This is a genomic window from Pseudomonas massiliensis (assembly GCF_000826105.1).
GTDB lineage: Bacteria > Pseudomonadota > Gammaproteobacteria > Pseudomonadales > Pseudomonadaceae > Aquipseudomonas > Aquipseudomonas massiliensis.
This window is the reverse complement of sequence record NZ_CCYK01000005.1, coordinates 247,955-260,388: the sequence shown is the minus strand read 5'-3', so window position 1 is coordinate 260,388 and position 12,434 is coordinate 247,955. Positions and strand designations below refer to the sequence as shown.

The 12,434-nt window shown below is 62.7% G+C and carries 8 protein-coding genes; 7 read left to right on the top strand and 1 reads right to left on the bottom strand.

All coding sequences use genetic code 11. The features are described 5' to 3' along the window. The first annotated feature begins 142 nt into the window (after positions 1 to 142). The 7 genes from BN1188_RS04605 (at position 143) to BN1188_RS04575 (ending at position 9,076) form a co-directional block, all read left to right on the top strand. On the top strand, positions 143 to 3,046 hold the full coding sequence (locus BN1188_RS04605) for an aminotransferase (protein WP_040260539.1): 2,904 nt from the start codon (positions 143 to 145) through the stop codon (positions 3,044 to 3,046). 234 nt (positions 3,047 to 3,280) lie between these two features. Further along, positions 3,281 to 4,159: an N-carbamoylputrescine amidase gene (gene aguB / locus BN1188_RS04600; protein ID WP_040260192.1), complete on the top strand. Its 879-nt coding sequence runs from the start codon at positions 3,281 to 3,283 to the stop codon at positions 4,157 to 4,159. A 5-nt stretch (positions 4,160 to 4,164) separates the two neighbouring features. Then, positions 4,165 to 5,271 (top strand): agmatine deiminase, encoded by a 1,107-nt coding sequence (gene aguA / locus BN1188_RS04595; RefSeq protein ID WP_040260190.1) that lies wholly within the window; start codon positions 4,165 to 4,167, stop codon positions 5,269 to 5,271. A 583-nt stretch (positions 5,272 to 5,854) separates the two neighbouring features. Further along, positions 5,855 to 7,132 carry an OprD family porin gene (locus tag BN1188_RS04590; RefSeq protein WP_040260189.1) on the top strand — a complete coding sequence of 426 codons (1,278 nt, stop codon included), beginning with the start codon at positions 5,855 to 5,857 and terminating at the stop codon, positions 7,130 to 7,132. A gap of 140 nt (positions 7,133 to 7,272) precedes the next feature. Beyond that, positions 7,273 to 8,154: a glycosyltransferase family 2 protein gene (locus tag BN1188_RS04585; RefSeq protein WP_040260187.1), complete on the top strand. Its 882-nt coding sequence runs from the start codon at positions 7,273 to 7,275 to the stop codon at positions 8,152 to 8,154. A gap of 12 nt (positions 8,155 to 8,166) precedes the next feature. Continuing rightward, the gene (locus tag BN1188_RS04580; protein ID WP_040260185.1) at positions 8,167 to 8,826 is read left to right on the top strand and encodes a CatB-related O-acetyltransferase; all 660 of its coding nucleotides are present in this window, start codon (positions 8,167 to 8,169) and stop codon (positions 8,824 to 8,826) included. 13 nt (positions 8,827 to 8,839) lie between these two features. After that, complete coding sequence (locus BN1188_RS04575) at positions 8,840 to 9,076, top strand: hypothetical protein (protein WP_040260183.1); 237 nt, start codon at positions 8,840 to 8,842, stop codon at positions 9,074 to 9,076. Here the strand turns inward: BN1188_RS04575 and BN1188_RS04570 are convergent. Next, complete coding sequence (locus BN1188_RS04570; RefSeq protein WP_084596163.1) at positions 9,073 to 12,408, bottom strand: DEAD/DEAH box helicase; 3,336 nt, start codon at positions 12,406 to 12,408, stop codon at positions 9,073 to 9,075. The genes BN1188_RS04575 and BN1188_RS04570 overlap by 4 nt on opposite strands. Positions 12,409 to 12,434 lie beyond the last annotated feature (26 nt).

Genomic DNA, 12,434 nt, shown 5'->3' with positions numbered 1-12,434 from the left:
ATACGCTGCCTGGCGCAAGCCCGAATACGGATTAGTTATGTCAGTACGGGGGATGGCGGCGTTCCGCTGTCCGCCCCCGGGGTTGCCAAGCGTGGGGGATCGTAGCGATAGTGGCGCCCAAAAGAACGCCGAGGCCACCCTGATGTCACTCCACGAGTTGATCCAGCGCTCCAGCCTGCCCAATCCCGAACTATCGGCCAGCGATGCCAGTCATCTGCTGGCGACACACTACGGCATCGAGGGGGCGCTCGAGCTCCTCGGCAGCCAGCAAGACCTGAACTTGCGCGTAGACAGCCCCCAGGGGCGCTTCGTATTGAAGGTATGCCACGGTAGCTATGCCAGCGATGAGCTCCAGGCCCAGCATGCGGCGCTGGAGCATCTGGCTCGTGAGGGGCTGCCTGTGCCCAGGGTAGTGCCAGCCCGCGACGGTCAAGGGTTGCTCAGCCTGAACATCGGTGAGCAAGCCTTGCATGTAAGGCTGTTGGAGTATCTGGAAGGCGAGCCTCTGACCCGGCGTCCTTATCTGGGCCCAGAGCTGCGAGTCGCCATGGGCCACCTTTGTGCCCAGGTTGACCGCGCCCTGGCCGGCTTCACCCATCCCGGCCTGACGCGTACCTTGCAGTGGGACCCGCGGCAGGCCAGTGCGCTCATCCAGCAGCTGCTTCCTGTCTTGAGTGAGCAGCCCGAGCGTCTGGCCCAGGTCAGGCAGGCCGCGAGCGAGGCGCAAGCTCGTCTTGGCCAGTTCGCCGCTCAGCTTCCGGCCCAGGCGGTACACCTGGACCTGACCGACGACAATACGCTCTGGCAGCGCACACCCCAGCGAGGCTGGGCCTTGAAGGGGATCATCGACTTCGGCGACCTCAGCCATACCTGGCGAATCGCTGAACTAAGCGTTACCTGCGCCGGCTTGCTGCACCACTGCGAGGGTGATCCGTTTGGCATTCTGCCAGTGGTGACGGCCTATCAAAGGGAAAACCCGCTTACCGAGGCCGAACTGCGCGCGCTCTGGCCCTTGATTCTCAACCGAGCAGCCGTTCTGGTGCTCAGTACGGCGCAGCAGATCCGCCTCAACCCGGACAACCCCTACCTGCAAGCCAACGCGAGCCATGAATGGGGCATCTTCGACGTGGCGACCTCGGTACCGGCAGCCTTGATGGAAAGCGCCATCCTGGCCGCGGCCGGCGTGGCGACATCCCCGCCTCGACTCACGGACGCCGCCAGGCTATTTCCCAATCTACCAGCGGCGCGGGTCAACGTTCTGGATCTGGGCGTGCTGAGCCCCCTATGGGAGGCTGGCAATTGGGAAGCATCAGGGGCGGTGGACAAACAGTTGGCCGCGGCCTTGCCTGGTTTCGCGGCGGCGGCTTCTCGCTACGGTGAATACTGCCTGGCGCAGACTCGCCCGGATGTGGCCGAAGCGCCTGAAACCTTTGCCTTGCATGTACGATTGCAGCTGGCGGAAGAACAGGCCTTGCAGGCTCCCTTCGCCGGGCATTGGGTCAGCGAAGGCCCCGCCTGGTGCTTGCAAGGCGAGCATTGGACGCTCTGGCTCGAAGGCGTGGGCCTGGACACCGCGCCCGCGACCGTCACGGCGGGCCAGCCTTTGGGCCGAGCGTGCGGCGTGGTCACAGTGCAACTGAGCCAGCCGGGGCTTACCCCGCCGGCCTTCACCACTCCGGCTCGTGCCCAGGCATGGCAGGCATTGTGTCCGTCGCCAGCGGTTCTTCTGGGCTGGGCCTGCGATGCGCCTGAGCTGGAAGACGCTCAGGCGCTGCTGGCGCGCCGGGACGCCAGTTTCGCTCGCTCGCAGAAGCATTACTACGAAGCACCGCCGCGCATCGAGCGCGGCTGGCGCAACCATTTGATCGACATGCAGGGCCGCTCCTACCTGGACATGCTCAACAACGTAGCGGTGCTCGGCCATGGTCACCCCCGCATGGCGGAAGTTTCCCGTCGGCAATGGTCTCTGCTCAACACCAATTCGCGTTTCCACTATGGGGCCCTGGCCGAGTTCTCCGAGCGGCTGCTGGCCCTGGCGCCGTCCTCCATGGACCGTGTGTTCCTGGTCAACAGTGGCAGCGAGGCCAACGACCTCGCCATTCGCCTGGCCTGGGCCTACAGCGGAGGGCGTGACCTGCTCAGCGTGCTGGAGGCCTACCATGGCTGGACGGTGGCCACGGATGCCATCTCCACCTCCATCGCCGACAACCCCAAGGCCCTGGAAACCCGCCCAGGCTGGGTGCACCCGGTGGTGGCGCCCAATACCTATCGCGGCGTCTATCGAGGCCCGGGCAGCACCGCTGACTACTTGCGCAGCGTGACCGATACCTTGGCGCGGCTGGATGAACAGGGCCGGCAGGTGGCGGGTTTCATCTGCGAACCGGTGTATGGCAACGCCGGTGGGATTTCCCTGCCACCGGGGTATCTTGAGCAGGTATACCAACAAGTACGTGCCCGCGGCGGGGTGTGCATCGCCGACGAGGTGCAGGTGGGCTATGGCCGTCTGGGCACTCACTTCTGGGGCTTCGAAGAGCAGGGCGTGGTCCCGGACATCATCACCATGGCCAAGGGCATGGGCAACGGTCAGCCGTTGGGTGTGGTGATCACTCGGCGCGAAATCGCCGAGGCCTTGGAAGCCGAAGGCTATTTCTTCTCCAGCGCTGGCGGCAGCCCGGTCAGCTGCGCCATCGGCATGGCGGTACTGGACGTAATGGAAGAAGAAGGGTTGTGGGAAAACGCCCGCACCACCGGTGGTTACTTCCGCCAGCGGCTCGATGAACTGGTGGCGCGCTTCCCACTGGCGGGCGCCGCACACGGCTCCGGCTTCTACTTGGGCCTGGAGCTGGTACGCGACCGGGACACCCTGGAGCCGGCTACAGAGGAAACCGCCTTGCTCTGCGAGCGCCTGCGTGAGCTGGGTATCTTCATGCAGCCCACCGGGGATTACCTGAACATCCTGAAGATCAAGCCGCCCATGTGCACCACCAGGCGCAGCGTCGATTTCTTTGTCGACAGCGTGGCTAAGGTGCTGGCCGAAGATCTCTAGGTTCACCCACCTTTCGATGGGTCAGGCTCCCGAGGCCCTCAAGCCGCTTCGGGAGCTTCGCCCATGTCCTTCAAGCGCCTTTGCGTAAAGGCGCAACCGCCCTCAGTAATCGATTTAAATCCGGATTTAAATGGAAGAATCTGGGAATTTTACGTTTCTTCCACTTTTTAAGTCGATATTTATCGGATATAAAGGCTCCGTCATTCTCGGGTTCACCTCTTGCACGGAGTTCTCATGAGCCGCATCGTCACTGTCGCCGCCACTCAGATGGCCTGTTCCTGGGATCGCCAGGCCAACCTTGCCAATGCCGAGCGCCTGGTTCGCCAGGCGGCGGCGGAGGGGGCCCAGATCATTCTGATCCAGGAGCTGTTCGAAACCCCGTACTTCTGCCAGAAGCCCAACCCTGACTACCTGCAGCTGGCCACCCCCGCGGATACCAACCCAGCCATCCTTCACTTCCAGAAAGTCGCCAAAGAACTGCAAGTGGTATTGCCGATCAGCTTCTACGAGCTGGCCGGGCGTGCGCGTTTCAACAGCATCGCCATCCTGGATGCCGATGGCAGCAACCTCGGGATTTATCGGAAAAGCCATATCCCCGACGGCCCCGGTTATCACGAAAAGTATTATTTCAACCCGGGGGACACTGGTTTCAAGGTGTGGCAAACCCGCTATGCCAAAATCGGCGTGGGTATCTGCTGGGACCAATGGTTCCCGGAGTGTGCCCGGGCCATGGCGCTGCAGGGCGCGGAGATCCTGTTCTACCCGACGGCCATCGGTAGCGAGCCCCATGATGCGACCATCAGTTCCCGCGATCACTGGCAACGTGTGCAGCAAGGCCATGCCGGGGCTAACCTGATGCCGCTGGTGGCCAGCAACCGTATCGGCCGCGAAGAACAGGACGGCTATGACATCACCTTCTACGGCTCGTCGTTCATCGCCGACCAGTTCGGCGCCAAAGTTCGCGAGCTCAATGAAACCGAGGAAGGCATACTGGTCCAGCGTTTCGACCTTGACGCCCTGGAGCATGTTCGCAGCGCCTGGGGCAGCTTCCGTGATCGCCGGCCCAACCTCTACGGCCCGATCAAAACACTCGATGGTTCACTGGAGTCCTGACGACCATGACCACCCTGAACAGCACACCGCGGGCCGACGGTTTCCATATGCCGGCCGAGTGGGCACCGCAAAGCCAGGTCTGGATGATCTGGCCCGAGCGCCCGGACAACTGGCGCCTCGGCGGCAAGCCGGCCCAGGCCGCCCACGTGGCGCTTGCCCGCGCCATCGCTCGCTTCGAACCGGTTACCGTGGCGGTGTCGGCCGGCCAATATGAGAATGCCCGGGCTCGCCTGGATGTGCCTAATATCCGTGTGGTGGAAATGACCACCGACGATGCCTGGATGCGTGACACAGGCCCCAGCTTCGTGATCAATGACGCCGGCGAAGTGCGCGGCGTGGACTGGGGCTTCAATGCCTGGGGCGGTTTCGACGGCGGGCTCTACAGCCCCTGGAGCCGCGACGACCAGGTTGCCAGCAAGGTGCTGGAAATGGAGCGCTGCGGCCGTTACCGCACCGAGGGCTTCGTGCTCGAGGGCGGCTCCATCCATGTGGATGGCGAAGGTACGGTCATTACCACTGAAGAGTGCCTGCTCAATCCTAACCGTAACCCCCACCTGGGGCGCGGCGAGATCGAGGCGGTGCTGGCCGATTACCTGAACGTCAGCAAGGTGGTCTGGCTGCCCCACGGCCTCTTCAACGACGAAACCGACGGCCATGTGGATAACTTCTGCTGTTACGTTCGCCCCGGTGAAGTGTTACTGGCGTGGACGGATGACCCACAGAACCCCAACTACAGCCGCTGTCAGGAAGCGTTGAAAGTGTTGGAGAGCACCACTGATGCCAAGGGGAGGCCCTTCGTGGTGCACAAGATGCCGATTCCCGGCCCGCTGTTCGCGTCGGCTGAAGAATGTGAAGGCGTGGACGTCGCCGCTGGCAGCCAGCCGCGCGACCCCTCGGTTCGCCTGGCAGGTTCTTACGTGAATTTCCTCATCGTCAATGGTGGGATCATTGCTCCGAGCTTCGGCGAAGCCACGGATGACGCGGCCCGGGAAATTCTGCAACAAGTCTTCCCTGAGCATGAAGTGGTGATGGTGCCCGGACGGGAACTGCTCTTGGGAGGCGGTAATATTCACTGCCTGACCCAGCAGCAACCGGCTCCTCGTCACGCTTGAGCCGGCGAGACCCCTGAAGCCCAGCGGCCCGCCGCTGGGCTTTTGTGTATCCAGCCTGCTACTTGCCGGTGCGCTGGCATAGCTTTTGTATCTTTTAATTCAGCAGATGCTTCCTTTGTGAGGGTCGCTGATCTGTCATAAAAAAGCCTTAAGCTGTGCCGCTCGCTTGAACCGGGGGATGTTGCGATGAATGCAGTCAGAGGGGCAGTACCCCAGGGTAACCACCATGTGTCTTCACAAAGCCTGGGCCAATCGTCCAGGGTCCGAGCCTGTCGAGATGGCAGGAGCGCAGACCCCCGCCAACTGATCGCGCAACGCTATCCAGCGGGGCTCATCAGCGACGCCGAACTGGAAGCCTTACTGGGCATCCTTAAAGCCTGATCCAGGCTTTCACCCTTCGCCTCAGGCAGGATGCCTGGGTGAAACCTGCTCATGTCATCACTCCATTTCGTAGTTTGACAGCTTCCAACCTCGCTCTTTAGGATCCCGCTCCGCTGTACGGGCTGGCTTTCGAAGGGCCGTGCCTGGTGCTCGCTACCCTGGCAGCGCCCGCGGCGATACTTCAAGGAACAAGGAAAAGAAGATGTTTGACTACCGCATCGGCGTCCTGGCGCTGGGTCTTTGCGCCGTTACCCCTGTCATGGCCAGCGAGCAGGCCGAGAGCAAGGGGTTCGTCGAGGACAGCCACCTGAACCTGTTGCTGCGTAACGCCTATATCAACCGTGACTACAAGCATGGCGCCGAAGACCGAGCCGAATGGGGCCAGGGCGTGATCGCCAACTTCGCTTCGGGCTTTACTCAGGGCACGGTGGGCGTGGGCCTGGATGCTTTCGGCTTGTACGGGCTGCGGCTCGATGGCGGCCGCGGGCGCAGCGGCGCGGGCGGTATCGACTTCTTCAAGCAGGACAGTAGCGGCAATGCCGCCGATGACCTGGCTCGCGCCGGTGGGGCGATCAAGTTCCGCGTCTCCAACACCGTGCTGAAGTACGGCGAAATGATGCCCGCCTTGCCCGTGCTCAACTACGACGACAGCCGCCTGTTGCCGGAAAGCTACACCGGATACCTGCTCACCTCCCGCGAACTCGATGGGCTGGAACTCAATGCCGGGCACTTCACCGCACAAACCCGCAAGAGCGCTGAAGGCCGGGACAGCGGCGGCCTCAAGCAGCTGGACGTGTTCGGCGGTAGCTATCGCTTCAACGATCAGTTCAGCGCCTCGCTGTATGCCTCGGACGTAAAGGACGAATTGCGCAAACAGTACCTGGGCATGACCTTCGTGCAACCTTTCGACCGTGACCGTTCGCTGACCCTGGACTTCAACGGCTACCGCTCGCGGCTGGACAGCGCCTTCGCCGATCGTCTGGGCACTGGCCAGGACAATACCATCTGGAGCCTGGCGGCCACCTATGCCTTCGGCGCGCACTCGCTCACCCTGGCTCACCAGCGCAGCACCGGCGACACGGGCTACAACTACGGCGGCTACGCCAACAACGGCGGCGTAGGCGATGGCGGCAATACCATTTTCCTGGCCAATTCCTACTGGTCGGACTTCAACGCCGAAGACGAGCGCTCCTGGCAGTTGGCCTACGGGTTGGACTTCGGCCCGTACGGCATCCCAGGACTGAGCTACAAGATCGCCTACGTGCGCGGTGACAATATCCGCACCAACGACGGCGAAGGCGTCGAGCGTGAGTGGTTCAACCAACTCCAGTACGTTGTGCAGGAAGGCGCGGCCAAGGACCTCAAGGTGCGCTTGCGCAATTCCATCCTGCGTACTTCCACCAATGTGCGGGAGTCCGGCTACAACGACGACGGCAATGAAGTGCGGCTGTTCGTCGAATACCCGATCAATATCTTCTAAGGGTTACAGGAGCCTGGGGCTGCTGCCAGTTCCCGGGTTTACTCCGGTTTTGTATCGGCGCTGATAACAACCCGGGTGACAGGCCCGCCTGGCCTGCTGCATCATGAGCGTTTTGAAACCTTATGTTTCACGGGACGCTCATGATCGAACGACCGCGTACCGCCGAGGCCCAGGCGCCGCTGATCTCCGTGATCGCGCCCTGCTACAACGCGGAGCGCTACCTGGAGCAGGCGCTGGAAAGCATCTATGCCCAGGATTATCCAAATCTCGAAGTCATCATCGTTGATGACGGCTCTTCCGACCGTAGCCTGGAAATGCTCAGGCAGCTTCAAGCGCGCTATGGCTTCGCTCTGTTTACCCAGGCCAACCAAGGTGTAAGCGGGGCGCTCAATACCGGCTTGAAACATGCGCGCGGCGTCTACGTAGCCACGCCGGACCTGGACGACGTAATGCTGCCGCACTCATTGAGTGTGCGTGCGCGCTACCTCGACCAGCACCCGGACGTAGGCCTGGTGGGCGCGCTCATCCATTACATGGACGAGCACGGCACTCTCAGGAAACAGCAACGGCCCAGGGGTATTCGCCAACTGGACTTCGCCAGCATCCTGGCCAATGGCGAAGTGGTGGGTGCGCCTGTTTCCCTGTATCGAATGGAGGCCCTGCGCGCTGTCGAGGGGTATGACCCTGACATTCGGGTACAGGATTTCCAGATCACCCTACGCATCGCCCGCCGGGGCTATGGGGTACATATCATTCCCGAGGTGGTGACCTATTACCGCCGCCACCCGAACAACCTGTCCCGCCGATACAAAGTGTTGCTCGAATCCGACCTGCGCACTATCGAGCCCTACAAGGGTCATCCCGCCTACGCCCGTGGCCGTGTCACGCTGATCAACAAGGCACTCAAATATGCCGTGATCCAGGACAAGCGTGATGCCTGGCGCCTGCTGCGCGAAATCCCCTGGCGACTGATCGACGGCACCACCTTGCGGCGGGTCAAGCGCCTGTTGCTTCACTATTGAGTAGAACACGCTATGGAATGGCTGGAAAAATGGCGTAAACGCCGTGTCCGCAAGCACTTGAACAATCTGGATCGGGTGCAACGCTACCCAGAGAAGATACGTTTGCGCTACCCCACCTACAGCGTGGGGCCGGGCAGCTATGGCGTTCCTGAGGTCTATGATTTCGAAGACGCCGCGCAATTGCGCATCGGCGCTTATACTTCCATCGCCGGGAAGGTAACCATTTTGCTGGGCGGCATTCATCGCACCGACTGGGTGACTTCTTACCCCTTCCAGAAGGTATTCAAGGAAGCGGAAAACATCCCGGGTATTCATCCGACCAAGGGCGATGTGGTCATCGGTAATGATTGCTGGATCGGCATGGGGGCGATGATCCTCTCCGGCGTGACCATCGGCCATGGGGCAGTGGTGGGGGCTGGCGCATTGGTGACCAAAAGCGTGGAGCCCTACGCCATAGTCGCGGGTAACCCCTGCCGCTTCATACGCTGGCGCTTCGAGGCGGACGTGCGCGAGCGACTGCTGGCCAGCGCCTGGTGGGATTGGCCTGTAGAAGAACTGCGCGCGAAGGTCGAATTGCTGATGAGTGACCGCATCGAGCAGTTCCTCGCTTATGCCGAGCAGCGTAACGCCAGCCGGGGCTCATGGGAGCTTTCGAAGCAAGCAAACTCGTAAACAGGAGCTTGCCATGCAGCGTTACCACAACCTCAGCGGCCACTCCGGGGTGGTCGCCTATGAACTGGGTGACGACACCATCACGGTGCAGTTCGCAGGTGACGATTCGCCCTGTTACCTCTACGACGCACACAAGCCGGGCCTTCAGGCGGTGCGGGAGATGCAGCGCCTGGCCAAGGCGGGCAGGGGGCTTTCTACCTATATCAGCCAGCATGTGCGGGACAACTACGCCCGGCATTGGACGCGCTAAGCTCCGTCCACCACCCTCGGCCGCTGGCGAATGATCGCAAAATCCTGTCGTGCCAGCCGGGGCAGCGCCCATGGCCCGACGGCGGCGCGCTGGAAGTAGGGCAGTTCGCCCCATAGGGCTCTGTCGCCGACCAGGTAGATATGCTGCTGGGCACGGGTCAGTGCCACATTCAAAAGGTTCGGCTTGGACGCGGCCCACTTTGCGCTGCCGGCGTTGTCGCGGTCGGCGCCCAGCACCATGAACACACAGCCTTCTTCCTTGCCCTGGAACGTATGCACGGTGCCAATGCTGCGCATTGCCCAGCGGTTGAGCTCGTCACGCCTTGGCCCGCCGCTCGGCCATTCGAAGGCTAGCAGCTGCTCACGCAGGGCTTGTCGCACGGCCTTGAAGGGGGAGATGACATAGAGTGGGGGCAACTGCTGATCGCGCTGGTACAGATGAGTGATTACCTTCACCATGAATTCAACCTGTTCGGGGACCGCCTGTTTGCGTTGCACCGCGCCCTGGATATCGACCCAGCCGCTGGGGAGGTCGATCAAGGGCGTGCCGCCAGGGCTGCGGTCCCTGAGGCCATACACCATCCGACCCCCGTAGGCGATCTGGTTGGCCAGGCTGAACATGGGTTCATGGCAGCGCCGGTGGACACGCAAGGGGCTGCCCACCCAGAGCGTTTCCTCCATGAAGGGAGCGTTGGCGCCGAAGCGGTTGGCCAGGTCCGCCAGTCGTTGCACCGATACGCAGTGAGGGGCGTAGGCATTGCCTGCGGTGACTGGGCTCAGTTGCCCAAGGGCATTGATCAGGCGGGTAGGGAGTGTGAATACCGGCTCGATCTGCAGCGGGTCACCCACCACCACGCAACGTCGGGCGCGCCAGATGGCACCGACCGCCGCTTGCGGCACGGCTTGCCCGGCTTCGTCGATATACACCCAACCCAGCGAGCCGGCGCCCAGCCCTGTGAACTGGTTGGCGAAGGAGGCGAAGGTACTGGAGACCACCGGCACCACCATGAACAGGTTCTGCCAGATCGCCAGGGTCTGGCTGCGATCTTCCGGCTTCTTGCCAGACAACAGCTTGCCCACGGCCACCAGGTTGCTGCGCAGCGCGCCTTGTCCGGCTTCGTGCAACCAGGCTTCATGGAGCGCCAGGGCCGTCGCGAAGAGCGCCGAGCGCAAGGTCGCCAACGCCTCGTCATGCCACAGGCCGTGAATCTGTAGCGCTGGGTCGTCCCGGAGCGCCAGGGGCGTGGCGGGTAGCCGCGGTGTACCCAGCTGCTCCACGAGCCGATCACGTTCCGCTGCTTTCCTGGTCCATGTCTCACGGTGCTCCGCGAGCACCGCCTGGGCTTTCTCCAGGCGTGCCTGAGCGCTGGCCAGTTGTTCGGTCAAGGCCTGAGCTTGCGGCTGGAACGCCCTGAGCTGGGCATGGGCATCGAGCTGGGCAGCTGCGTTTTCGCTGCGCCGCAGGGCATAGGCGCGGGCTTCGGGGGTACGACGCAGACGTGCCCACCAACCCGGCCGGGTACGGTCGATCAGCGCCTGCTCGGTAGCCAACTGCTGCAGAACTTCGGTCACGGCTTGCTGGCGTTGCGCCTGGGCCGCTTGGGCCGCGATGATTTCTGCCAGGGCTTGATCCGCTTGGGTTTCCGCTTCCTGGGCCTCGGCGGTATGGCTTGCCTCCGTATGAGCGGTGAAGAAGGCCAGCAGCTCGGCCAGGGCCTCTCGTTTGGCAAGGGCCTCGGTGACCCGGTGCTGCGCTACGCGGAACGCTTCCTGGGCTTGGCTGAACGACTGTCCAGGAACGCCCTTGAACCAATCCCAGATGCGCAGCGGCAACTCGGCGCTGTCGGTTTCCAGGCTGTACATGCCGAACCGTTCCAGGAAACGGTTACGGTTGCGGGCATTACCCAGCGCGCAGCTGAACAGCCCCCAGGGCATGTCCTCGCCTTCGGGCGAGACGGGGCCGCGTCGGGCCTGCTGGATAGCGAGGTTATGGGCTACCGGCTGCAGGTAGCCGACCTGTTTCCAGGTTGTATCCAGCGCCCGGCGCTTGACCAGGTCGAGAGAAATATTCTCCACCGCCGCGTTATTGGTGGAGGCCACCACCATCTCGAAACCGGTCAGCGCGGCAATGAGCGGGCGCAGCTTCACGCTTTGATCGTCGCCCTTGAAATGCACGCTGAGGCTTTCCCCGGAAAAGGCGGCGTCTACGCTGGTCAGCCCGGCCAGGACCTTGGCGCGCTGCACCAGGTTATCGGCGAAAAGGTCTCGTAGCAGGGTGGTTTTCCCGGTGCCAGGCGGGCCATTGACCGAAAACAGGCCTTCGCTGGCCAGGCCATCGCGAATCTGGTTGATCGCAAACTGCTGCATCAGGCTCATGGCATGAGCCGGCGCAGCCAGCCAATGACCCTCGTTCATATACCGGGGCCGCAGGCTCTCCTGGACCAGCGCGCAACCTTGCTCGGAATACAGGTCGATGCGCTGCTCCGCAGCCAGGGGAATGAGGTAACGCTCAAGCGTGGCGGGCACCTCACCCCTACGCACCGCCTGGATGGCCCGTTCCAGGTCAGAGATGTAGAAACTGTTGAGGATGTCCAGGTCATCCAGCGCCAACTCGTCTTCGTCCTCGGCTTCGCTGGGTTCGGGCGGCGCCTGTACAGCGGCCTCCTTCGCCGGACTCTGGCTTTGCTTGCGTGGACGAACCTTGGCCGTAAGCATGGCGATCGGCTGCTCGGCTTCGGGTGTGAAGCCCGCCCAGGTACATAGCAGGGCATGAAGGGTCAGTACTTCGGCCGGTTGAAGCCCATGGCCGGCGAAACCGCCGCGCGCGCTGAGAAAGTTCTGCAGGTCGATGACCAAGGCGCGCTTCGCCGAATCGAAAGCATCATAGCTCAAGGCACCCAGGCCCTGGCCCAAGGCCTGCCCCAGCGCCCAGGGCGCCGTGGAAATCGACAAAGCATCCAGGAGCGGATAGCCGCCCACGTCCAGCGGCAGCTTGGCGAAGCAGGTCAGGCCTTCCAGGTCCGCCCGGGCTTCGTCCTCGAAGCGGGCAAGCGGCCCCTTCGGGTCCTCGCAGAGGTCCCCTACCTGGCCGATGGCCGACCTGTCGAACACGCCGAGAAACAGGTTATAGCCGACCACCTCCATGCTCGGGTCGACGTCTACCCGCAACAGCACGGGATTCGTGGGGTCGGCCAGTTCAGCACGGGCCAGCGCCCTGACCTGCCAAGGCTCCAGTTCGCCGAGGTACTGCTCCAGGCCATAGGGTATGAAGAACTCAACCTTATGCCAGTAGTCCAGTACAGCCAGCAACGTGTCGCGGTGGTGGGGTGTCAAGGGGGCCGGTTCCGAATAACTGTCCA

Bases quoted from the DNA above. Each gene is read 5' to 3' on its own strand.
- BN1188_RS04580 (WP_040260185.1), top strand. From the start codon at position 8,167: ATGGAATGGCTGGAAAAATGGCGTAAACGCCGTGTCCGCAAGCACTTG.
- BN1188_RS04605 (WP_040260539.1), top strand. From the start codon at position 143: ATGTCACTCCACGAGTTGATCCAGCGCTCCAGCCTGCCCAATCCCGAA.
- BN1188_RS04590 (WP_040260189.1), top strand. From the start codon at position 5,855: ATGTTTGACTACCGCATCGGCGTCCTGGCGCTGGGTCTTTGCGCCGTT.
- aguB (WP_040260192.1), top strand. From the start codon at position 3,281: ATGAGCCGCATCGTCACTGTCGCCGCCACTCAGATGGCCTGTTCCTGG.
- aguA (WP_040260190.1), top strand. From the start codon at position 4,165: ATGACCACCCTGAACAGCACACCGCGGGCCGACGGTTTCCATATGCCG.
- BN1188_RS04585 (WP_040260187.1), top strand. From the start codon at position 7,273: ATGATCGAACGACCGCGTACCGCCGAGGCCCAGGCGCCGCTGATCTCC.
- BN1188_RS04575 (WP_040260183.1), top strand. From the start codon at position 8,840: ATGCAGCGTTACCACAACCTCAGCGGCCACTCCGGGGTGGTCGCCTAT.